The organism is Thermohalobaculum sp. (assembly GCF_058622915.1).
In genome coordinates this window covers 17,155-37,186 of sequence record NZ_JBZSYN010000079.1, presented here as the reverse complement: position 1 = coordinate 37,186, position 20,032 = coordinate 17,155, and the positions used below count along the sequence as shown (strand labels likewise).

General features: G+C 72.2%; 20 protein-coding genes. 10 read left to right on the top strand and 10 right to left on the bottom strand.

Annotated features, from left to right (window positions below):
* Positions 1 to 315: 315 nt before the first annotated feature.
* The 3 genes from AC32QD_RS06920 to AC32QD_RS06910 are packed head-to-tail and all read right to left on the bottom strand — an operon-like array spanning position 316 to position 3,084.
* Positions 316 to 1,518 carry a CaiB/BaiF CoA transferase family protein gene (locus tag AC32QD_RS06920; RefSeq protein ID WP_492009756.1) on the bottom strand — a complete coding sequence of 401 codons (1,203 nt, stop codon included), beginning with the start codon at positions 1,516 to 1,518 and terminating at the stop codon, positions 316 to 318.
* Between the two features lie 16 nt (positions 1,519 to 1,534).
* Positions 1,535 to 2,266, bottom strand: coding sequence for a CoA-transferase (locus AC32QD_RS06915; protein WP_492009755.1), 732 nt, complete (start codon positions 2,264 to 2,266; stop codon positions 1,535 to 1,537).
* Positions 2,263 to 3,084 (bottom strand): CoA transferase subunit A, encoded by an 822-nt coding sequence (locus AC32QD_RS06910; RefSeq protein ID WP_492009754.1) that lies wholly within the window; start codon positions 3,082 to 3,084, stop codon positions 2,263 to 2,265. The genes AC32QD_RS06915 and AC32QD_RS06910 overlap by 4 nt, the downstream gene beginning before the upstream one ends.
* Before the next feature lie 122 nt (positions 3,085 to 3,206).
* Between AC32QD_RS06910 and AC32QD_RS06905 the strand changes: the two genes are divergently transcribed.
* The 5 genes from AC32QD_RS06905 to AC32QD_RS06885 all read left to right on the top strand — a co-directional run bounded on the left by AC32QD_RS06905 (position 3,207) and on the right by AC32QD_RS06885 (position 9,403).
* Positions 3,207 to 5,699: a 2-oxoglutarate dehydrogenase E1 component gene (locus tag AC32QD_RS06905; protein WP_492009753.1), complete on the top strand. Its 2,493-nt coding sequence runs from the start codon at positions 3,207 to 3,209 to the stop codon at positions 5,697 to 5,699.
* Positions 5,696 to 6,346 (top strand): RraA family protein, encoded by a 651-nt coding sequence (locus AC32QD_RS06900; protein WP_492009752.1) that lies wholly within the window; start codon positions 5,696 to 5,698, stop codon positions 6,344 to 6,346. Before AC32QD_RS06905 ends, AC32QD_RS06900 begins: the two co-directional genes overlap by 4 nt.
* Positions 6,343 to 7,776 (top strand): FAD-binding oxidoreductase, encoded by a 1,434-nt coding sequence (locus tag AC32QD_RS06895; RefSeq protein ID WP_492009751.1) that lies wholly within the window; start codon positions 6,343 to 6,345, stop codon positions 7,774 to 7,776. Before AC32QD_RS06900 ends, AC32QD_RS06895 begins: the two co-directional genes overlap by 4 nt.
* Before the next feature lie 62 nt (positions 7,777 to 7,838).
* Positions 7,839 to 9,080, top strand: coding sequence for an MFS transporter (locus AC32QD_RS06890; RefSeq protein ID WP_492009750.1), 1,242 nt, complete (start codon positions 7,839 to 7,841; stop codon positions 9,078 to 9,080).
* A complete protein-coding gene (locus tag AC32QD_RS06885) occupies positions 9,077 to 9,403 on the top strand; it encodes an acyl-CoA dehydrogenase family protein (RefSeq protein WP_492009749.1) in 327 nt (108 codons plus the stop codon). The genes AC32QD_RS06890 and AC32QD_RS06885 overlap by 4 nt, the downstream gene beginning before the upstream one ends.
* Here the strand turns inward: AC32QD_RS06885 and AC32QD_RS06880 are convergent.
* Both AC32QD_RS06880 and AC32QD_RS06875 read right to left on the bottom strand, forming a co-directional pair.
* On the bottom strand, positions 9,397 to 10,482 hold the full coding sequence (locus tag AC32QD_RS06880; RefSeq protein ID WP_492009748.1) for a DMT family transporter: 1,086 nt from the start codon (positions 10,480 to 10,482) through the stop codon (positions 9,397 to 9,399). The two genes, AC32QD_RS06885 and AC32QD_RS06880, sit on opposite strands and share 7 nt — an antisense overlap.
* Positions 10,483 to 10,651: 169 nt before the next feature.
* Entirely contained in the window at positions 10,652 to 11,395 is a 744-nt protein-coding gene (locus AC32QD_RS06875) for a 1-(5-phosphoribosyl)-5-[(5-phosphoribosylamino)methylideneamino]imidazole-4-carboxamide isomerase (RefSeq protein WP_492009747.1), read from the bottom strand.
* 765 nt (positions 11,396 to 12,160) lie between these two features.
* Here AC32QD_RS06875 and AC32QD_RS06870 point away from each other — a divergent pair.
* The gene (locus AC32QD_RS06870; RefSeq protein WP_492009746.1) at positions 12,161 to 14,260 is read left to right on the top strand and encodes a 3-hydroxyacyl-CoA dehydrogenase NAD-binding domain-containing protein; all 2,100 of its coding nucleotides are present in this window, start codon (positions 12,161 to 12,163) and stop codon (positions 14,258 to 14,260) included.
* 32 nt (positions 14,261 to 14,292) lie between these two features.
* On the opposite strand, the gene tpiA is transcribed toward AC32QD_RS06870, so the two are convergent.
* The 4 genes from tpiA to AC32QD_RS06850 form a co-directional block, all read right to left on the bottom strand.
* A complete protein-coding gene (gene tpiA / locus AC32QD_RS06865; protein ID WP_492009745.1) occupies positions 14,293 to 15,051 on the bottom strand; it encodes a triose-phosphate isomerase in 759 nt (252 codons plus the stop codon).
* Positions 15,052 to 15,253: 202 nt separating this feature from the next.
* Positions 15,254 to 15,637 (bottom strand): TfoX/Sxy family protein, encoded by a 384-nt coding sequence (locus AC32QD_RS06860; protein WP_492009744.1) that lies wholly within the window; start codon positions 15,635 to 15,637, stop codon positions 15,254 to 15,256.
* Entirely contained in the window at positions 15,638 to 15,991 is a 354-nt protein-coding gene (locus tag AC32QD_RS06855) for a HesB/IscA family protein (RefSeq protein WP_492009743.1), read from the bottom strand. It lies immediately after the preceding gene.
* A gap of 67 nt (positions 15,992 to 16,058) precedes the next feature.
* The gene (locus AC32QD_RS06850) at positions 16,059 to 16,451 is read right to left on the bottom strand and encodes an SUF system Fe-S cluster assembly protein (RefSeq protein ID WP_492009742.1); all 393 of its coding nucleotides are present in this window, start codon (positions 16,449 to 16,451) and stop codon (positions 16,059 to 16,061) included.
* A gap of 80 nt (positions 16,452 to 16,531) precedes the next feature.
* On the opposite strand from AC32QD_RS06850, the gene tgt reads away from it, so the two are divergent.
* The 4 genes from tgt (at position 16,532) to AC32QD_RS06830 (ending at position 19,414) form a co-directional block, all read left to right on the top strand.
* Positions 16,532 to 17,656: a tRNA guanosine(34) transglycosylase Tgt gene (tgt, locus tag AC32QD_RS06845; RefSeq protein ID WP_492009741.1), complete on the top strand. Its 1,125-nt coding sequence runs from the start codon at positions 16,532 to 16,534 to the stop codon at positions 17,654 to 17,656.
* Positions 17,657 to 17,724: 68 nt separating this feature from the next.
* A complete protein-coding gene (locus AC32QD_RS06840) occupies positions 17,725 to 18,123 on the top strand; it encodes an NADH:ubiquinone oxidoreductase subunit NDUFA12 (protein ID WP_492009740.1) in 399 nt (132 codons plus the stop codon).
* Entirely contained in the window at positions 18,123 to 18,581 is a 459-nt protein-coding gene (gene mlaD, locus AC32QD_RS06835; RefSeq protein WP_492009739.1) for an outer membrane lipid asymmetry maintenance protein MlaD, read from the top strand. Before AC32QD_RS06840 ends, mlaD begins: the two co-directional genes overlap by 1 nt.
* A complete protein-coding gene (locus AC32QD_RS06830; RefSeq protein ID WP_492009738.1) occupies positions 18,578 to 19,414 on the top strand; it encodes a DUF2155 domain-containing protein in 837 nt (278 codons plus the stop codon). The genes mlaD and AC32QD_RS06830 overlap by 4 nt, the downstream gene beginning before the upstream one ends.
* On the opposite strand, the gene aat is transcribed toward AC32QD_RS06830, so the two are convergent.
* Positions 19,351 to 20,010, bottom strand: a complete 660-nt coding sequence (aat, locus tag AC32QD_RS06825) for a leucyl/phenylalanyl-tRNA--protein transferase (protein ID WP_492009737.1) — start codon at positions 20,008 to 20,010, stop codon at positions 19,351 to 19,353. The genes AC32QD_RS06830 and aat overlap by 64 nt on opposite strands.
* Positions 20,011 to 20,032 lie beyond the last annotated feature (22 nt).

Below are 20,032 nucleotides of genomic sequence, written 5' to 3'. Positions count from 1 at the left end.
GCCGCGGCGGTCGGCGCCGAGCCGGGACGCAGGGCGGGCACGGATGTCGCCGGGTTTGGCCTGGTCTGCGGATGGGTCCCGGGCCTGACCCGGGACCTCCTGCGAAGACGCGGCCCGAAAGCGAGGCCCCGGATCGGGTCCGGGGGCAGGGCGTGTCATGCGGTCGCCGAAAGCGAGGCCCCGGATCGGGTCCGGGGCCTATGGCTGGCGTAGGGGCTGCGGCGGTTGCCGAAGGGGAGGCCCCGGATCGGGTCCGGGGCCGATGGGGCCAGCGCGCAGGCTGGCCGGGCCCGGGCCACGGCGCGGGGTCGGTTCTCAGCGCTTCTTCGGGGTCTTGTCGAGGGCGGCGCCGGTCTCGATCAGGCGCTCGATCGCGGCCGCGTCATAGCCGGCCTCGGCCAGCACCTCGCGGGTGTGCTGGCCGAAGCGCGGCGGCTTGAGGCGGGCGGGCGCGGGCGCGGTGCGGCTCATCTTGATCGGGTTGCCCAGCGCCCGGTAGCCGTCGTTTTCCACCGTCATGGCGCGGTGCAGGGTGTGCGGGTGGGCGACCACCTCGTGCGTCTCGAGCACCGGGCCTGCGGGGGCGCCGGCCTGCATCAGCGCGCGCGCCAGCTCCTCGCCGTCCCAGTCCATCATGGCGGGCGCGAACTCGGCGCGCAGCGCGTGCTTGTTGGCGAGCCGCGCGGCGTTGTCGACGAAGCGCGGGTCCTCGACCAGCTCGGGCCGGCCGATCAGGTCGCAGATGCGGCGGAACTGGGTGTCGTTGCCGCCGGCGATGAAGACCTGGCAGGTGCGCGTGGGGAACGCGTCGTAGGGCGAGAGGTTGGGGTGCGTGTTGCCGGTGATCTGCGGGTGCTCGCCCGACAGGAAGTAGTTGGCCGCGTGCGGGAACAGCATCGAGACGGCGGTGTCGTAGAGCGTCATGTCGAGATACTGGCCGCGCCCCGAGACGGTGCGCTCGTAGAGCGCCATGGCGATGCCGAGCGCCGCCGCGACGCCGGTGCCGATATCGACCAGCGGGATGCCGATGCGCGTGGGCGGGCCGCCCTCGGGGCCGTTCACGCTCATCACCCCGCCCTGGGCCTGCACGATGGCGTCGTAGCCCGGCAGGCCGCCATGCGGGCCATCGGCGCCAAAGCCCGAGATGCGGCAGTGGATCAGGCGCGGAAAGCGCGGGGCCAGCGTCTCGTGATAGCCCAGGCCCCATTTCTCCATGCTGCCGGGCTTGTAGTTCTCGACCAGCACGTCGGCGGTCGCGAGCAGCCTGAGCAGCGCCTCGCGGCCCTCCTCCATGCGCAGGTCGAGCGCGGCGCCGCGCTTGTTGGCGTTGACGCCCAGGAAGTAGGAGGAGGCGCCGGCGGCCGCGTCGAAGGGCGGGCCCCAGGCGCGGGTGTCGTCGCCCTGGGGCGGCTCGATCTTGATCACGTCGGCGCCATGGTCGGCCAGCCACTGGGTGCCGTAGGGGCCGCCCAGGATGCGGGTGAGGTCGATGATCCTGACGCCGTCGAGCGCGCCCATTCGGCTTCTCCCTTGCTCAGGCGGCGAGGCTCCACAGCTTCGCCGCGAAGCGGGGATAGAACTGTGCCACTTTCGGCGCAACCTCCCCGCGCAGCCGCGCGAGGCGGTCGGGCGCGGGGGCCGGGGTTTCGCGCAGATCCGGCGCCGTGTCGAAGGCGAAGCCGGTGGCTTGCGCGACCGAGGCCGCGGTTTCGCCCGGGTGCACGGACTCGAGCCGGAAGCGGGCGCGGGCGGGGTCGAAGGAGAACACGGCGCGGTTGGTGACCAAGGCCTTGGGGCCGCCGGGGCGCCACACGCCGGGCGCGCTGGTGCCGGGCGCGGAGACGAAGTCCACCGTCTCGACCAGCGTGCGGGGGCTGTGCTCCTCGCGAAACAGGATCACGCGGGGCACGGCGAAATACATCAGCGCCGAGCCGAACGAGCCGGGGAAGCGTTTCTTCAGGTTCGGATAGTCGCCGAGGCCAACCAGGTTGATGTTGGCCTGCCCGTCGATCTGCACGCCGCCGAGGAAGAAGGTGTCGACGCGGCCCTGCGCGGCGGCGTCGAACAGCTCGCGCGCCCCGTCGGTGAAGGGGTTGTACTGCCGCGCGTGCAGGATCGAGACATGCATGCGGGCGGGTGCCTCGGCCTGCGCCAGCAGCGCCGCGGCCCCGGGGATCGGCGAGGCCGCGCCCACGGCGACGTGGCGGTCGCCGCGCAGCATGTCGGCGAGCGTGACGATCAACAACTCCTCGCGGGCGTGGCTCATGCCGCGGGCTCGGCGATGAAGCCGTCGAGCCAGGCGCGGAAGCCGTCCTCGCTGCGCGCGGCCCGGGCATAGGCGGCCAGCGCGGCGCCGTCGGGCGGGTACTGGTCGGTCAGCCCGCAGGGCCAGGCGCCATTGGGGGCCACGGCGATGCCGTCGACATAGAAGGCCGGCAGCGCGCCGGCGGCGCTGGCCTCGGAGGCATAGAGGCTGTGCTCGACGATCTGCTCGACGGTCACCAGGACCTGAGACGCTGCATGAACCATCGTCGCCAATTCCTTGCGGCGGCCGATGAATACGTTGCCGTCGCGATCCGCGCAGGGGGCGTGGAACAGGGCCACGTCGAGCTTTACCGCGGGCAGCACCAGCACCGGGTCGGGGGCGTTGCCGAAGGGGCTGTCGATCACCCGCCAGTCCGGGCGGTGACGGAGCAGGTCCGAGCCGATCACGCCCCGAAGCGGCATGAAGGGCACGGCGCGCTCGGTGGCCTGGAGCTGGGCGTGCAGCGCGGGGCAGGTGGCGTCGCGGATGGTCAGCGTGCCGGCCTCGGCGGCCGCCGTGAAGCGCGGCGCGAGGCCGTATTCGCCGAGCGTCACCGCCGCGGCCTCGATCTGGTCGGCGCAGCCCGCCCCGATCAGGATGTCGGCCTGCAGCGTGGAGTAGGGCAGGCAATAGAGCCGCAAGGCCCGTGCGCCGCGCGCCACCAGCGCCCGGGTCGCGGCCATGGGCACACCGGAATAGTCGGCCGGGACGCCGAGCAGCGCGCCGTCGGGGACGGCGGCGGCGATCTCGTCCACGGTCATGGGCGCGAAGGCGGTCATCGCGCGTCCTTTATCAGCGGGTTGATGCCGGCGCCCTTGCGGGCGGGTGGCGGAAGATGTGAAACCGCGGTGTCGCGGCCTATGATATGGCCGCGGCCCGGCTTGACAAGGACGAGGCGAGGATGCGCGACACCGAGGCCCTGGGAGCGGGAGACCCCGGCGCGCTGGAGGCGCTGTTCGGCGCGCGGACCGAGGCGGGCGCGCGGGCCGGCATGGCCGAGGCCTACCGGCGCCTGGGCTGGCTGGCGGCGCGGCTGGACCCGCTGGGGCTGGCGGCGCCGCGGGCGCCGGCCGAGCTGGACCCCGCGGCCTGGGGCCTGGCGGCCACGGACGCGGCGCCGCTGCGCGCGGCCTATTGCGGCGCCATCGGCTGGGAGATCGGCCATGTGCTCGATCGCGCGCGGCGCGACTGGCTGGCGGCGCGGGCCGAGGAGCCCTGGGCGCCCGGGGACGCCGAGCGCACCGGGGCGCTGGCGCTGATCGCGCGGGCCGAGCAGCTGGAGGCGACGTTCGGGCGGCGCATGCCCGGGGTCAAGACCTTCGGGCTGGCGGGCGCCGAGGGCTTCGTGGTGCTGACCGACGCGGCGATGCGCGGTTCCGTTGCGCTGGGAGCGCGGCGGGTTGAGGTCGCGGGCATGCACCGGGGCCGGTTCACCCAGATGGCGCTGAATTTCGCCAAGCCACTGGTGCGGCTGGTGGCCGAGGCGCAGGGCGCGCCGGACATGGCCTTCGACGTGGGGGCGCAGTCGGACGTGCCCTATCACCTGGGCTTCGACGGCGCGCTGGAGGTCGAGGGGCGCGAGGTGGCGCTGTGGGTGGCGCCGCATCCCTCGCACCTGTCACTGGTCGGGCCGATGATGCAGGGCCGCGCCCGCGCCGCCGTCGAGGCTACGGGCGCGCGGAGCGTGCTGCCGCTGATCCTGCACACCGATGCCGCCTTCGCCGGGCAGGGGATCAATGCCGAGGTGCTGCAGCTCTCGGGGCTGGGGCCGTGGCATGTGGGCGGCACCGTGCATCTGGTGCTCGACAACCAGATCGGCTTTACCACCGCGCCCGGCGAGGGCCGCACCGCGCGCACGCCGCCCGACATCGCCAAGCTGATCGAGGCGCCGGTCCTCCACGTCAACGGCGACGAGGCGGACGCGGTGCTGCGCGCGGGCCAGGTGGCGGCGGCCTATCGCGCCGAGTTCGGCGCCGACATCGTGGTCCGGCTGGTCGCCTACCGGCGCAAGGGCCACAACGAGATCGACGAGCCGCGCTTCACCCAGCCGCTGCTCTACAAGGCCGTCGACGCCATGCCGGCGCTTTCCGCGCGGTATGCGCGGGCGATCGGGGCGGAGGCGGAGGTGGGCGGCTTCGCGGCCGAGCTGGACGCCGCCTTCTCTGCGGCGAAGGACTGGGCGCCGAACGGGCCCGAGGCGCCGCCGCGGGGGCTCGCCCGCGACGTCGAGGCGGCGCTGTGCGCGCCGGTCGAGACCGGGGTCGAGACGGGCCGGCTGCGGGCGCTCGGGGCGCATCTGACGCGGCTGCCCGAGGGTTTTGCCGCACATCCCAGGGTGGTGCGGTTCCTCGAGGCGCGGGGCGAGGCCATCGAGGCCGGCGCCGGCATCGACTGGGCGAGCGCCGAGGCGCTGGCGCTGGCGAGTGTGCTGGACGAGGGGCGGGGCGTGCGGCTGGTCGGGCAGGACAGCGTGCGCGGCGCCTTCACGCAGCGCCACCTGGCGCTGATCGACCAGGAGACCGGCGCGCGGCACATGGTGCTGGACGGGCTGGGGGGCCGGGCCGAGGTGGCGAACTCGCCGCTGATCGAGAACGCCGTGCTGGCCTTCGAGTACGGGCTGAGCACCGCCTCGCCCGGGCGGCTGGGCATCTGGGAGGCGCAGTTCGGCGAGTTCCTGAACGTGGCGCAGGGCGTGTTCGACCAGATGGTGGCGCCCGGAGAGACCCGCTGGTTGCTGCACAGCGGGCTGGTGATCCTGCTGCCGCACGGGCTGGACGGCGCCGGGCCGGACCACGCCACCGGGCGGCCCGAGCGGCTGCTGGCGGCTTGTGCGCGTGGCAACATGCGGCTGGTAAACGCCTCGACGCCGGCCAACTTCTTCCACGCGCTGAGGCGGCAGCTGGCAGGCCCGCTGCACAAGCCGCTGGTGGTGCTGACGCCGAAGGCGCTGTTGCGCCACGGCGCCTGCGTCTCGCGGCTCGACGAGATGGGGCCGGGGACGGGTTTTCGCACCGTGATCGGCGAGGCCCGCGCGGGCGCGCACCGCGTGGTGCTGTGCACCGGCAAGCTGTTCTACCTTTTGCACGCCGCGCGCAGGGAGCGCGGCGCCGAGGACCTGGCGCTGGTGCGGCTGGAGCAGCTCTACCCGCTCGACCAGGCGGCACTGGCCGATGCTCTGGCGCCCTACCCGGGGGCCGAGCTGGTCTGGGCGCAGGAGGAGCCCGAGAACATGGGCTGTTTCGGCTGGCTCGACCGGCGGCTGGAAGGGCTCGTGGGCCGGCGCGTGCGGCTGGTCTCGCGCCCGGCGATGGCAAGCCCGGCGACCGGGCCCAAGGCCTGGAACGAGGCGGAGCTGGAGGCGGTGATCGCGGCCGCGCTGGGGGAGGAGAGATGAGGGTAACCGACGACGTGCTGGCCGCGCTCGGGCGGCTCAATACGCCGACGCTGTCGAACGCGCTGGAGGAGTTCGGCATCGACGGCGTGATCGCGGGCCTTGAGCCCGCGGGGCCGGGGATGCGCTGTGCCGGGCGCGCCGTGACGGTCATGGAGATGACCGGGCCGCGCGGGGCGTTCCCCGCCGCGGACTTCAAGGTGGGCGAGATGATCGACGCCGCGGGGCCGGGCGACGTGGTGGTGGTGGCCAATGGCGGCGCGCCGGTCTCGACCTGGGGCGGCACGGCGGCCTATGCCGCGCATCTCAAGGGCATCGCCGGGCTGGTGGTGGACGGCGGCATCCGCGACCGCGAGGAGATCTGCGAGGCGGGCTTCGCTGCCTTTGCGCGCCACATGGTCCCGACCACCGGGCGCACGCGCATCCGGGTCGAGGCGATCGGCGTCACCGTGACCTGCGCCGGCGTGCGGGTCGACGCGGGCGACGTGATCGTGGCCGACGGCACCGGCGTGGTTTGCATCCCGGCGGCGCGCGCCGCCGAGGTGGCCGAGCTGGCCGGGCGCTATGCCGCCGACGACGACGCGGCGCGGCGCCAGCTCGACGCCGGGCTGAGCTTCAGCGAGGCTATGCGCAAGTTCGCCAAGATATGATCGCGACAGAGGTCATCGAGCGCCTGAAGCGGGTGGCCGGGCCGCGCGGCTGGCTCGACCAGCCGGGCGACGTGGCGCCCTACGTCACCCCCTTTCGCGACGGCGAGGCGGGGTGCACGCCGCTGGTGCTGAGGCCGGATTCGACGGCCAGGGTGGCCGAGCTGGTGCGCATCTGCGCCCAGACGCGCACGCCGATCGTGCCGCAGGGCGGCAACACCGGGCTGACCGGGGCGGGGCTGCCGCACGCCACCGGCGCGGAGGTGGTGCTGTCGCTGGGCCGCCTGAACCGGATCCGCGAGGTGGACCCGCTCAACGACACCATCACGGTCGAGGCCGGGGTGGTGCTCGACGAGGTGCGCCGTGCGGCGGAGGCGGTGGACCGGCTGTTCCCGCTGTCGCTGGCGGCACGCGGCAGCTGCCAGATCGGCGGCAATCTCTCGACCAATGCCGGGGGCATCCACGTGGTGCGCTACGGCAACGCGCGGGCGCTGGTGCTGGGGCTGGAGGTGGTGACCGGCGAGGGCGAGGTCTGGGACGGGCTGCGCGGGCTGCGCAAGGACAGCGCCGGCTATGACCTCAAGCAGTGCTTCATCGGCGCCGAGGGCACGCTGGGCATCATCACGGCCGCCGTGCTGCGGCTGTTCCCGCTGCCGCGGGATCGCCAGACGGCGCTGGCCGAGGTGACCGGTCCCGACGCGGCGGTCAGGCTGCTGGCGCACATGCGCAGCCGGCTGGGCGAGGCGGTTTCGGCCTTCGAGCTGGTGCACCTGAACTGCTACCTGCTGGCCACGCGCACGCTGGGCCTGGGCGACCCGATGCACGGCACGCGGCCCTGGCGGGTGCTGATGGACGTGACCGGGCAGGAGGCGCCGGGGGCGCTGCGCGAGCCGCTGGAGGCGGCGCTGGCCGAGGCGATGGAGGAAGGGCTGGTCACCGATGCGGTGGTCGCCGCCTCGGAGGCGCAGGCCGAGGCGCTGTGGGAGGTGCGCGAGGCCCAGGCCGAGGTGCAGCGCGCCGCCGGCCACGGCATCAAGCACGACATCTCGGTGCCGGTCTCGCGCATCCCCGAGTTCATCGCCCGGGCCGACGCGGCGATGCAGGCCGCCTATCCCGGCCACGTGGTGCTGACCTTCGGCCATGTCGGCGACGGCAACCTGCATTACAACCCGATCGAGCCCGAGGGCTGGGAGGCCGCACGCTGGGAGGCCGAGACCGCGCGCATCAACCGCATCGTGCACGACGTCGCCGCCGCGCTGGGCGGCTCGATCACCGCCGAGCACGGGGTGGGGCGGCTGCGCATGGCCGAGCTGGCGCACTACAAGTCGCCGGTGGAGCTCGAGCTGATGCGCCGGCTGAAGCGGGCCTTCGACCCGGCGGGAATCCTCAACCCCGGCAAGGTGCTGGCGGGCGGCACGGGGGGCGCCGCGTGACGCCGGCGGGCTTCAGCCCGGACCGGCCGCTGCCCGACGTGCCGGGGGTCCACTAGGGCGGCATGGCGGGACAGGAGCAAGCCGAGCGCGAGTTCACGGCCGCCGCCGCCGCGGTGGTGGCGCTGTGCTTCCTTTTGAACGCGCTGGCGCGGGGCCTGGGCGAGACCTTCGCCGTGTTCTATGGCGAGTTCCTCAACCAGTTCCACTGGAGCCGCGGGCAGATCTCCTCGATCTACTCGGTGTTCATGATCGGCATCGGCGCCGGCGGCCCGCTGATCGGCATGACCTTCGACCGGCTGGGCGGCCGGGTGGTCTATGTCGGCGGGCTGGTGTGCTATGGGCTGGGCTTCCTGATCGCCAGCCATATGCAGGCGCTGTGGCAGGGCTATCTGGGCCTGGGCGTGCTGGTCGGCATCGGCGCGGCGGCGACCGGCATGACGCCGGCCACGGGCGTGCTGGCGCGCTGGTTCGACCGCAGGCTGGGGCTGGCCACTGGCGTCGCCTATGCCGGGCTCGCGGCCGGGTCGATGGTGCTGGCGCCGCTGGCGCGGCTCCTGATCGACGCCGGCGGCTGGCGCTGGGCCTACCGCAGCTTCGGCATCGGCATGCTCAGCCTCGCGGCGGTGATCATGCTGCTGCCCTGGAGGCGCATCGGGCAAGGGGCGGTGGTCAAGCTGTCGCCCCGGGCGACGCCGTTCGAGCTGAAGTGGAAATACCTCACGCGGCCCGCGTTCTGGGGCATGTTCCTGGTGTTCTTCTCGGCCTCGATGTCGACCTACATGATCCAGGTGCAGGCGGTGGTCTATCTGGGCTCGGCGGGCTATGGCCCGCTGCTGGCGAGCTTCATCTTCGGGCTGACCAGCTTCGTGGCGCTGATCGGCATCGTCAGCGCCGGCTGGCTGGCCGACCGCTTCGGCCGGCGCGCCATCGCCACGGTGACCTTCACGGGCTCGATCATCGGCGTGACCTCGCTGGCGGCCTTGGGGGTCACGGGGCCGAACGTCGCGCTGCTGGCCCTGTTCCTGATCGGCTTCGGCGGGGGGCTGGGCTCGCGCGGGCCGATCGTCTCGTCGCTGGTGGCGCGGCTGTTCCCCGGGCAGGTGGGGGCGGTGTTCGGGGCGATCATGATCGGGCTGGGGCTGGGGGGCGCGTTCGGGGCCTGGCTGGCGGGGTGGCTCTATGAGACCACCGGCGGCTACATGACCGGGTTCGGCGTGGCGATTGTCGCCATGCTGATGGGCATGGCACAGTTCTGGCTGATCGAGGAGCTCAAGACCGGCCGCTGGCGGGAGGAGCGGGCATGAGTTCGGGCACGATCCGGGGCGCGATCCCAGGCACGATCCCGGGCGCGATCCCAGGCAGGCTGACGGACGACCGGCAGGCGATCCGCGAGGCCGGCGCGCCTTGCGGCGCCGAGGCCAACGCCGCCGAGTATATGGGCGCCGAGGCCGGCTACCATGCCTGCGAGCGCGCCGTGCTGACCCATGGCGGCACGGGCTATGCCCGCGAGTACCATGTCGAGCGGCTGTCACGCGAGGTCTGGATCAACCGGCTCGCGCCGGTGAGCCAGCAGCTTATCCTGTGCCACATCGCCGAGCGGGCGCCGGGACTGCCGAAATCCTATTGAGGGCCCTGGCGCCCGCGCGCCGACACCCCGTCGCCCCTTTCGTCGCCGTGCAGGGCCGGTGCGCGACGGTCGCCCGCCTCGCGATGCGGCTCGCGGCCCCGCGCGGATCCGGCGGCGGGCAGGGCCCCGGCGAGGCCGGTGCCGCGGGGCTGCCCGGCCATGGCGGCGACCTGGCGGCGCTCATGATGCTCGCGCAGCACGATGTAGAAGCCGCTGGCGAAGATCACCGCGGCGCCGACATAGGTCCACAGGTCGGGCAGCTCGCCGAACACCCACAGGCCGAGCAGCGTGGCCCAGACCAGCTTGAGGAAATCGAACGGCAGCACGGCCGTGGGCTCGGCCTCCTTCAGCGCCTGGCTGAGCAGGAGCTGCGCCACGGTGCCGCTCACCCCGATGGTGACCAGCCAGATCCAGACCTGCCCCGCCGGCGTTTGCCACACCCACAGCGCCGGCGCCAGCGAGAAGATGCTGAGGAAGATGTTCATGTAGGCGGTGATGGCGAAGCTCGACTCGGTGCGCGAGAGGATCTTGATCACGATCATCGCCACCGCCCACAGCGAGGCGGCACAGACCACCATGAGCGAGCCCGGGTCGACCGGCACCACGCCCGGGCGCAGGATGATCAGCATGCCCGCGAAGCCGAGCATGAGCGCCATCCAGCGCCGCGCCCGGAAACGCTCGCCCAGGAACAGCACGCTCAGCAGCGCGGCGAACAGCGGCGCGGTGAACGACAGCGCCATCACCCGCGCCACCGGGGTGAGCGACAGCGCGGTGAACACCATCAGCATGGCGCCGACATTCAAGAGCCCGCGCACGACGTGCAGCCCGAGCCGCCGGGTGCGCAGGAAGCCGGGCCCGCCCGAGACCAGCAGCGGCACGAAGATGATGAAGCCGAAGACGTTGCGGAAGAAGGCGATCTCGAACGGCGGCAGCCGGCGCGAGACATAGCGCACCAGCACCTGCATGATTGCGAAGAACAGGCTGGCCGTGCACATCAGCACGATGCCGCGCAGCACCGCGGGCGCCGCGTGCCAGGCGCGCACGAGCGCGCGCAGCGGCGAGTCGCGAAAGTCCGTCATGCGTCCAGTGCCCTCACGCAGGCGAGGGTGCGGGCGCGCTGCTGCCAGGGCAAGACGCCGGGGCCTTTGCGGCCCGCGGGCGGGCGTGGATATCCTCAGTGCGATGAATCGAGCGGGCCGGTCCGGGCGGATCGGTGCGGCGCGCCCCGGTCGGGCGCGCCGGCACGGCTCAGACGAACTCGGCGATCGGCTCGGGCGTCGGCTTGGCGACCTCGATCGCCTCGCTCAGCGTGAAGCTGCCCTCGTAGAGCGCGCGCCCGACGATGGCGCCGGAGATGTTGTAGAGGTACTTGAGCTCGGCGATGTCGTCGAGCGTGCGCGCCAGCCCCGAAGCGATCACCGGGGTCGTGGTCTCCGCCGCTACCTTGGTGACCAGCGCCAGGCTGGACTCGGGCAGCTGCAGATCGCGGTCGATGTCGGTGACGATGATCTGCGACAGCGGCCAGCCGTCGAACCAGTGCACGAAGTCGAGCGCGGAGTAGGCGGTCTGCTCGCGCCAGCCCCGGATCATGACGCGGCCCTGCCAGACATCGACCGAGATGACGATCTGGTCGGGCAGCGCGTAGGAGATCTCGCGCACGAACTGCGGCGAGGTCACCGCCAGGGTCGAGACGACGACGCGGCCCGCGCCGGCATCGGCCCAGGCGCGTGCCTGCTCGGGGCTGCGCACGCCGCCGGCGACCTGCACCGAGGCGCCGGATTTGCGGATGATGTCGCGAATCAGCTCCTCGTTCGAGCCCTTGCCGGCCACGGCGTCGAGGTCGACCACGTGGATCCATTCGGCGCCGTCGCGGGCAAAGCCCACCGCGGTCTCGAGCGGGTCCACGTCATAGACCACGGGCTCGTCGATGCGCCCGCGCAGCAGGTTGACGCAGCGTCCTTTCTGGAGCGCGATGTAGGGGTAGATCATCATTGGCGTGTCCTCCGCGAAGCAGTCCGAGTCGAGGACCCGGAATTGCGATGACCGTTCGGCCACGTCGCCGCGGCGCCGTTCCGGCTGGCGCACATAAGGCTCGAAGGTGCGGCTTTACTCGACCGATCGCGACCGTTGCCGTGGCCATCGCGACAGGGGCAGTCTATCCGAGACGAGGGGATTCTAGAATGGGCAGAGTGAGAAAAATCGCCGCGCCCCCCGCAGGCGGGCGTGACCGCGGCCGAGATCGACCCGCCGGCGGGTGCGTTTGCGCGAGCCGCGCTGTTTCGAGGATCTCCGCCTCGGCGAGCGCCGCTATTTGCCCGCGCGCACCGCGACGGAGGGCGTGTACGGCGAGCTGCCGAGGAGGCGGCCGCCGGCCGGGGCCCGAATGGCGCCGCCGGCGGGTGCGGCGGCGGCCGCTGCGGTGCGAAGGTCACGCTTGCGTGAGGCCGGGGTCCGGGCGCGGGCGGGCCGGCCCCGTTGGGCTTGAGCCCGCCACGGCGTGCGCATACCTGCCACGGTGAGACACCGCAGTCAGGGCCGGCGCCGGGCGCGGTGCCGATGCGCGGCGTCGCACCCGACCCTGGCGACCGGTGCCGATACCGGTGCCGAGCATGGGGCCAGAGTTCCGAATTCCGTCGTGCAAACGGGCGCGGACTGGCGTTTGGCATACCAAAGCGGTTGCGCAGGGTGGTCGATGAGTCGAGACTTCAACTCGAGGGCAGCCGGTCGCGGACCGGACGCCAATGGGGGAGAATCCAGATGACCGAGGCCGTGCGCTATGCGCGCGAGGACGGCGTGGCGGTGCTGACCGCGGACAATCCGCCCGTCAACGCCCTCGGCCAGGTGGTGCGGGCCGGTCTGAAGGAAGGCGTCGAGCGCGCCCTGGCCGACAACGACGTGACCGCCATCGTGATCCTGTGCGCCGGACGGACCTTCTTCGCCGGGGCCGACATCACCGAGTTCGGCAAGCCGCCCAAATCGCCATCATTGCGCGACGTGCACGAGGTGATGATGGCCAGCGACAAGCCGATCGTCGCCGCGATCCACGGCACGGCGCTGGGCGGGGGGCTGGAGACGGCACTGGCGTGCCACTTCCGGATCGCGACCTCGGATGCCCGGCTCGGCCTGCCCGAGGTGAAGCTGGGCATCCTGCCCGGCGCCGGCGGCACGCAGCGGCTGCCGCGGCTGGTCGGCATCGAGAAGGCGATCGAGATGATCTGCACCGGCGAGCCGATCGGGGCGCGCCAGGCGCGTGAGCTGGGCATTCTGAGCGCCGTGGTCGAGGGAGACCTCAAGGATGCGGCGCTGCGCTTCGCCGCGCAGATCGTCGCCGAGGGCCGCGCGCTGGTGCGCACGCGCGACCGCGACCATCTGGTGCTGGAGGCGGCGCGCCGGCCGGAGGTGTTCCAGGCGGCACGCGAGCACTATGCGCACGCGCGCCGGGGCATGATGGCGCCGCAACACTGCATCGCCGCGATCCAGGCGGCGACCGAGATGGATTTCGCCGCCGGTATGCGCCGCGAGCGCGAGCTGTTCGAGGAGCTGATGGCCTCGGACCAGTCAAAGGCGCTGCGCCACCTGTTCTTCGCCGAGCGCGAGGCGGCGAAGATCCCCGACGTGCCCGGGGACACGCCGCGCCGCGGGATCGGCCGGGTCGCGGTGATCGGCGCCGGCACCATGGGCCGTGGCATCGCCATGACTTTCGCCAATGCCGGCCTGCCGGTAACGCTGATCGAGGCGGACGAGGCTGCGCTCGAGCGCGGCATGGCCGGCATCCGCAAGGTCTACGACAAGGCCGCGACCAAGGGGCGGCTGGCGCCCGACGAGGCGGCGGCGCGGATCGGCCTGGTGACGCCGACGCTGGACTTCGACGCCCTCGGCGAGGCCGACCTGGCGATCGAGGCCGTGTTCGAGGACATGGAGCTGAAGAAGCAGGTGTTCGCCGGGCTGGGCACGGCGGCGCGGAAGGGCGCGATCCTGGCCACCAACACCTCGACGCTGGACGTCAACGCCATCGCCGCCGCCGCCAAGGGGCGGGCGGGCGACGTGGTGGGGCTGCACTTCTTCAGCCCGGCCAACGTCATGCGGCTGCTCGAAGTGGTGCGCGGCAAGAAGACCAGCAAGGACGTGCTGGCGACCTGCTTCGCGCTGGCGCGCCGGATCGGCAAGGTGCCGGTGCTGGCCGGGGTCTGCCGCGGCTTCATCGGCAACCGCATGCTGCACGCCTATTTCGACCAGGCCTTCGCGCTGCTCTACGAGGGTGCGCTGCCGCAGCAGGTGGACAAGGCGCTCTACGATTTCGGGCTGGCCATGGGGCCGTTCCAGATGAGCGACCTGGCCGGGCTGGACGTGAGCTGGCGCATCCGGCAGGCCACCGGCGAGAGCCAGCCCATCGCCGACCGGCTGTGCGAGCTGGGGCGCTTCGGCCAGAAGACCGGGGCCGGCTACTATCGCTATCGCAACGGCAGCCGTGCGCCGGTCCCCGATGCGGTGGTGACGGGCATCGTCAACGAGGAGAGGCTGAAGCGGCACGGCGAGCGGCGCAAGATCGACTCCGCGGAGATCGTCGAGCGCTGCCTGCTGGCGCTGGTGAACGAGGGCGCGCGCGTGCTCGAGGAGGGGATCGCGCTCAGGGCCTCGGACATCGACGTGGTCTACGTGCACGGCTATGGCTTCCCGGCCTGGCGCGGCGGCCCGATGTTCTGGGCCGAGCAGAGCGGGCTTGGCAGGGTGCTGGAGAAGCTGGGCCGGCACGCCGAGGCCGGGCACGGCGCGGTTCTGACGCCGGCGCCGCTGATCGAGCGGCTGGCGGCGGAAGGCAGGGGCTTCGCCGAGCCGGAGCGCGCCGCGGGCGCGTAGCCCCTCAGGCCCCGGCGGGGCGGTGCGGGCGCTCAGTTCGCCGCGGCGACGATCTGGGCGAAATCGGTCGCCTTGAGGCTGGCGCCGCCTACCAGGCCGCCGTCGACATCGGTGATGGAGAAGATCTCGGCCGCGTTGCCCGGCTTGACCGAGCCGCCGTAGAGGACGCGTGTGGCCTCGGCCATGGGCGGGCCGAAGCGGGTCCTGAGCGCGTCGCGGATGAATCCATGCATGGTGGCGATGTCGTCGGGCGTGGGCGTGCGGCCGGTGCCGATGGCCCAGACCGGCTCGTAGGCGACGATCAGGCTGGATGCCTCGGCGAGGTGCGGCACCGAGTGCTCGAGCTGGAGCCCGACGATGTCGCGGGCGCGGCCGGCGTCGCGCTCGGTCTCGGTCTCGCCGACGCAAACGATGGCGATAAGCCCGGCGCGCCAGGCGGCCTCGGCCTTGGCGCAGATCAGCGCGTCGGGCTCGTGGTGGTCGGCGCGGCGCTCGGAATGGCCGACGATGACGCAGGCGGCGCCGGCGTCGGCCAGCATCTCGGCGGCGATGTCGCCGGTGTGGGCGCCCTTGGGCTCGGGGTGGCAGTCCTGCCCGCCGATCGCGACATGGCTTCCCCTGGCGCGCTCGGCGAAGCGGGCGAGCAGGGTGGCGGGGGGGCAGACGATGACCTCGGCGGCGGCGCCCTTGGTGGCCGCGATCAGGGCCTCGAGCTCGGCGAGGTCGGCCCGGGCCCCGTGCATCTTCCAGTTTCCGGCGGCGATCTTGCGGCGGGTCATGGCGGTTCCCATGGCGGCTCCTATGGCGGCTCCCTTGGTGGCTCCCTTGGTGGCTCCCTTGGGTCGGACTGGCGTCCAGCTTCGCCCTGACCGACGTACAACGCAAGCGGGCGCGATTCAGGCGTCCAAATTTGGACGCAATATAAGCCATTGAAAACGCGGTATAAATGGAAACAGGTGTTTTTGGACGCCCCTCGGCGCGCATGCGGTCGCCCTAAAGCTTCGGCTTTCGCGCGGATTTCCGGCCCCGTCTGGCGGCCTTCGCGGCCGCGGCGGCCCGGGCGGGCTCGAGCGAGCGGTGCGCCCAGGCGAGCGCCTCGTCGGCGTCGTCAAGCGCCGAGTCGGGCAGGCGCATGAAGCCCGTGAGCGTGCGCGCGCCGTCGCGGGTGGCGTAGCTGAAGGGCTCGGAGCCGGCCTCGGCATAGGCGCGGGCGAGGTCGGGATCGGCCTTCATGTAGAGCGTGTCGTCGACCACGATGGCGAACATGGCCTCGCCCAGCCAGACGCCGGCGCCGCCGAACATGCGTTGCGTGCGGATCGGGCCGAGGCCGCCGAACAGGTCGTGGAGATGTGCGGAAAACTCAGGGCTTACGCCCACTTACACGGCGTCCTTGAACTTGATCGACTCGCCGCAGCCGCAGGATTCGGAGACGTTGGGGTTGTTGAACACGAAACCCGACTCGATCAGCGAGCTGCGATAGTCGATCTCGGTGCCGAACAGGAACATCTGCGCCATCGGCGCGATCAGCACGCGGGCCTCGCCCTGCTCGACCACCTCGTCGTGCTCGCCGACCTCGGTGGCCTTCTCCATGGTGTATTCCATGCCGGCGCAGCCGCCCTTCTTCACGCCCAGGCGCAGGCCCTTGACCGAGCCGTCGGCCATCAGCCGCTCGACCTGGCGCTGGGCGGCGGGGGTCAGGGTGACAGGGGGCTTGCCCGGAATGCCGAACATGGATGTTGCCTCGCGTTATCCTTGGACGCGAAAAATAAGATGGCGACGGCGATTTCTCAAGGGCGCGTCAGATGAGCCCGAGCTCGAGCCGCGCCTCCTCGGACAGCATCTCCATGCCCCAGGGCGGGTCCCACACCAGGCGCACGTCCACCTGCTTGACGCCGGGAAGGGCCTCGACCGCATCGGCCACCCAGCCGGGCATCTCGCCGGCGACCGGGCAGCCCGGGGCGGTCAGCGTCATGTCGATCTCGATCGCGCCCTCGGCGTCGATGCCGATATAGTAGACCAGGCCGAGGTCGTAGATGTTGACCGGGATCTCGGGGTCGTAGACCGTGCGCAGCGCCTCGACCACCGGCTCGTAGAGCGCGTGGTCGGTGCTGGAGGGCCGGATGATCGGCTCGCCTGTCGCGGCGGGCTCGTCGCTCGGCTCCGCGGTCGTGGGGCCGCTCTGGTAGTTCATGCGCTGGATCCCGACTAGATGCCTTGGCTTCTCGCAAATACCATATAGAAACGCTCGGCAATTTCGTCCAGAGAAAGCTGATGAGCGGCCTGTTTCATATCGATGCCCGCGACGGGGCGGCGCGCACCGGGCGGATCGTGCTGCCCAGGGGCGAGATCCGCACGCCGGCCTTCATGCCGGTGGGCACCGCGGCCTCGGTCAAGGCCATGCTGCCCGACAGCGTGGCGGCGACCGGGGCCGAGATTGTGCTGGGCAATACCTACCACCTGATGCTGCGCCCGGGCGCCGAGCGCATCGCGGCCCTGGGCGGGCTGCACCGCTTCATGAACTGGCCGCGGCCGATCCTGACGGATTCGGGCGGCTTCCAGGTGATGTCGCTGGCGGATCTGAGGCGCATGACCGAGGAGGGCGTGCGCTTTCGCAGCCATATCGACGGCTCCGAGCACATGCTGACGCCCGAGTCCTCGATGGAGATCCAGCGCCTGCTGGGCTCGGACATCGTCGTGGCCTTCGACGAATGCACCCGCTGGCCGGTCGAGGAGGCGGAGGCGGCGCAGTCCATGCGCCTGTCGATGCGCTGGGCGCGGCGCTCACGCGAGGCCTTCGGCGCGCGGCCGGGGCACATGCTGTTCGGCATCCAGCAGGGAAGTGTTTTCAGGGATTTGCGCGAGGAGTCTTCCGCGGCACTTGAAGAGATCGGCTTCGACGGCTATGCCATCGGCGGGCTGGCCGTGGGCGAGGGGCAGGCGCTGATGTTCGAGGTGCTGGACTACGCGGCCGACCTGCTGCCACAGGACCGCCCGCGCTATCTCATGGGCGTGGGCAAGCCCGACGACATCGTCGGCGCGGTGATGCGCGGGGTGGACATGTTCGACTGCGTGCTGCCGACGCGCTCGGGCCGCACCGGGCAGGCCTTCACGCGGCGCGGCGTGGTCAACATCCGCAACGCCCGGCATGCGGCGGACCCGCGCCCGCTCGACCCCGACTGCGCCTGCCCGGCCTGCCGCGCATATTCCCGCGCCTATCTGCACCATGTCTGCCGCGCCGGCGAGATCATCTCGTCGATGCTCATGACCTGGCACAACCTGCACTATTTCCAGGAGCTGATGGCGGGCCTGCGCGCGGCGATCGCCGGAGGCCGGCTGGAGGCCTTCGCGCGGGCCTTCCACGCGGCGCGCGCCGGGGGCGACCTGCCGCCGCCATAAGGCGCCCGGTCTGGACGCGGGGCGCCGTGTCCGCCATAGTCCCGCGCGGCGCGAAGGGAGTGAGTCGAATGGCAGATCTCGTCAGGGTGCTGAAGCACATCTTCACCTGGTGGAACGGCACCACCGTCGGCACCAGCGTCTGGACTGCGCGCAAGGGCCAGAAGGTGGGCGAGGACGACCAGGGCAACCAGTTCTACCAGACCGCCGACGGCAAGCACCGCTGGGTGATCTACAACGGTGAGGCCGAGGCCAGCCGCATCTCGGCCGACTGGCACGGCTGGCTGCACCGCACCTTCGAGGAGGCGCCGAGCCAGGCGCCCCTGCCGCGCAAGCCCTGGGAGAAGGGGCATCTGCAAAACCTGACCGGCACGGCGGCGGCCTTTCACCCGCCCGGCAGCGTGGTGACCGGGACCGAGCGCCCGCGCGTCGCCGGCGACTACGAAGCCTGGCAACCGGAGCAGCATTGATGGCGGGCAGCGCGGCCGAGACGCTGATCGGCGCCCTGGTGCTGGCGGCGGCGGGGGGCTTCCTCGTCTATGCGTCGAACACCACGGATGTGGGTGTCGGCGGCGGCGGCTATCCCGTGCTGGCCAAGTTCCAGAAGGCCGAGGGCATCAACGTGGGCAGCGACGTGCGCATCGCCGGGGTCAAGGTGGGCAGCGTCGCGCAGATGGGGCTGGATCCCAAGACCTATTACGCCAAGCTCACCATGACGATCCAGCACCGCGTGAAGCTGCCCGAGGACTCGGCGGCGAAGATCACCTCGGCCAGCCTCTTGGGCGAGCCCTATGTGGCGATCGAGCCGGGCGGGTCGGATAAGATGTTGAAACCCGGCGGCGAGATCACCTACACGCAGGGCTCGGTGAACGTGGGCGACCTGATCGGCAAGTTCATCCACGGCGGCGCCCAGGCGGGCACGAAATGACGCGTGTGCCGGGTCTGCCTGCGCCGGGTCTGCCTGCGCCGGGTCTGCCTGCGCCGGGTCTGCCTGCGCCGGGCCTGCCTGCGCCGGGCCTGCCTGCGCCGGGCCTGGCCCGCCGTGGCGCGGCGCGCCGGACCGGGGGCGGTGCGGCCCTGGCGCTGGTGGCGCTGGCGCTGGCCTGTGCCCCCTCGGCCGGGGCGCAGCAGCCCGAGTTCCAGACCGCGCCGGGGGCCTCGATCGAGATCAAGCCGCTGGCGCCCCTGACGCCGGCCTCGCCGGGCGGCGCGGCGCCGCAGCAGGGCCAGGGCAACGGTGCGCAGGGCGCCGACACCGGCGCCCAGCCGGCGACCGGGCCGGGCACCGAGGCGAGCACGCAGCCGGCGACGGGGCCCGGTGCGGGCGCGCAGCCGGGGCAGGGCACCGCCGCGCAGGGCAGCCGGTTCAAGCCCGCCCCCTTCACCACGCCCGAGGCGCCGGCCCAGCCGCAGCCGATCCCTCGCGTCGACACGGTGCTGATGCCGGGCGCGAAGCTGCGCGAGCTGGACAAGATGACCGGCGAGACCCGCACCGTCGAGGTTGCCGCCGGCCAGGAGATCAAGGTCGAGCGCCTGCGCATCCGGCTCGATGCCTGCCGCGCGCCGCAGGACAACTCCGAGCACGGCACCATCGCCTTCCTGCAGATCTGGGACACGCGAAAGGTCGGCACGGGCCCGGAGTTCTCGGGCTGGATGTTCGCCGAGAGCCCTTCGCTCTCGGCCATGGACGACCCGCGCTACGACGTCTGGGTGATCAGCTGCACCACCGCGTCGACCGAGGCGTCCTCGGCCAGCCGGTAGAAGTCGGCCGGGCGCGAGACGGCATCGTCGAGCAGCCGGTGATAGCGCGCCCGCGGCACCGTGCGCGCGCCCAGACGCTCGAGATGGGCGGTGGTGAACTGGGTGTCGAGCAGCGCGAAGCCGCCCGCATTGAGCCGCGCGACCAGATAGGCCAGCGCGATCTTCGAGGCGTCGGGGACGCGGCTGTACATGCTCTCGCCGAAGAAGGCGGCACCCAGCCGCACGCCGTAGAGCCCGCCGGCCAGCCGGCCGCCCATCCAGACCTCGATCGAGTGGCCGCAGCCCATGCGGTGTAGGCCGGTGTAGAGATCGCGGATGAGACCGTTGATCCAGGTCTCGGGCCGGTCGGCGCAGCCCTCGAGCACCTGCTCGAAGGCGGTGTCGACGCGCACCTCGTAGTCGCGGCGCTTCAGCCGGCGGCGGAACGAGCGCGTGAGGTGAAAGCCGTCGAGCGGGATGATGCCGCGCCGCCGCGGATCGACCCAGAACACCTCGTCGCTGCCGGCGCTCTCGGCCATCGGAAAGACCCCGGCGGCGTAGGCGCGCAGCACCAGGCTGGGGGTCAGGACCAGGCGGGGTGATTCTGAATCCTTCATGGCCTCAGGATAGCAGAGGGGC

Coding starts and splice junctions, on each gene's coding strand:
- tpiA (WP_492009745.1), bottom strand. CDS start 15,051: ATGGGAACCGCCATGACCCGCCGCAAGATCGCCGCCGGAAACTGGAAG.
- AC32QD_RS06875 (WP_492009747.1), bottom strand. CDS start 11,395: ATGATGATCTACCCCTACATCGCGCTCCAGAAAGGACGCTGCGTCAAC.
- AC32QD_RS06915 (WP_492009755.1), bottom strand. CDS start 2,266: ATGAGCCACGCCCGCGAGGAGTTGTTGATCGTCACGCTCGCCGACATG.
- AC32QD_RS06850 (WP_492009742.1), bottom strand. CDS start 16,451: ATGAACTACCAGAGCGGCCCCACGACCGCGGAGCCGAGCGACGAGCCC.
- tgt (WP_492009741.1), top strand. CDS start 16,532: ATGAGCGGCCTGTTTCATATCGATGCCCGCGACGGGGCGGCGCGCACC.
- AC32QD_RS06885 (WP_492009749.1), top strand. CDS start 9,077: ATGAGTTCGGGCACGATCCGGGGCGCGATCCCAGGCACGATCCCGGGC.
- AC32QD_RS06855 (WP_492009743.1), bottom strand. CDS start 15,991: ATGTTCGGCATTCCGGGCAAGCCCCCTGTCACCCTGACCCCCGCCGCC.
- AC32QD_RS06870 (WP_492009746.1), top strand. CDS start 12,161: ATGACCGAGGCCGTGCGCTATGCGCGCGAGGACGGCGTGGCGGTGCTG.
- AC32QD_RS06900 (WP_492009752.1), top strand. CDS start 5,696: ATGAGGGTAACCGACGACGTGCTGGCCGCGCTCGGGCGGCTCAATACG.
- AC32QD_RS06905 (WP_492009753.1), top strand. CDS start 3,207: ATGCGCGACACCGAGGCCCTGGGAGCGGGAGACCCCGGCGCGCTGGAG.
- mlaD (WP_492009739.1), top strand. CDS start 18,123: ATGGCGGGCAGCGCGGCCGAGACGCTGATCGGCGCCCTGGTGCTGGCG.
- AC32QD_RS06895 (WP_492009751.1), top strand. CDS start 6,343: ATGATCGCGACAGAGGTCATCGAGCGCCTGAAGCGGGTGGCCGGGCCG.
- AC32QD_RS06910 (WP_492009754.1), bottom strand. CDS start 3,084: ATGACCGCCTTCGCGCCCATGACCGTGGACGAGATCGCCGCCGCCGTC.
- AC32QD_RS06830 (WP_492009738.1), top strand. CDS start 18,578: ATGACGCGTGTGCCGGGTCTGCCTGCGCCGGGTCTGCCTGCGCCGGGT.
- AC32QD_RS06880 (WP_492009748.1), bottom strand. CDS start 10,482: ATGACGGACTTTCGCGACTCGCCGCTGCGCGCGCTCGTGCGCGCCTGG.
- AC32QD_RS06890 (WP_492009750.1), top strand. CDS start 7,839: ATGGCGGGACAGGAGCAAGCCGAGCGCGAGTTCACGGCCGCCGCCGCC.
- aat (WP_492009737.1), bottom strand. CDS start 20,010: ATGAAGGATTCAGAATCACCCCGCCTGGTCCTGACCCCCAGCCTGGTG.
- AC32QD_RS06840 (WP_492009740.1), top strand. CDS start 17,725: ATGGCAGATCTCGTCAGGGTGCTGAAGCACATCTTCACCTGGTGGAAC.
- AC32QD_RS06920 (WP_492009756.1), bottom strand. CDS start 1,518: ATGGGCGCGCTCGACGGCGTCAGGATCATCGACCTCACCCGCATCCTG.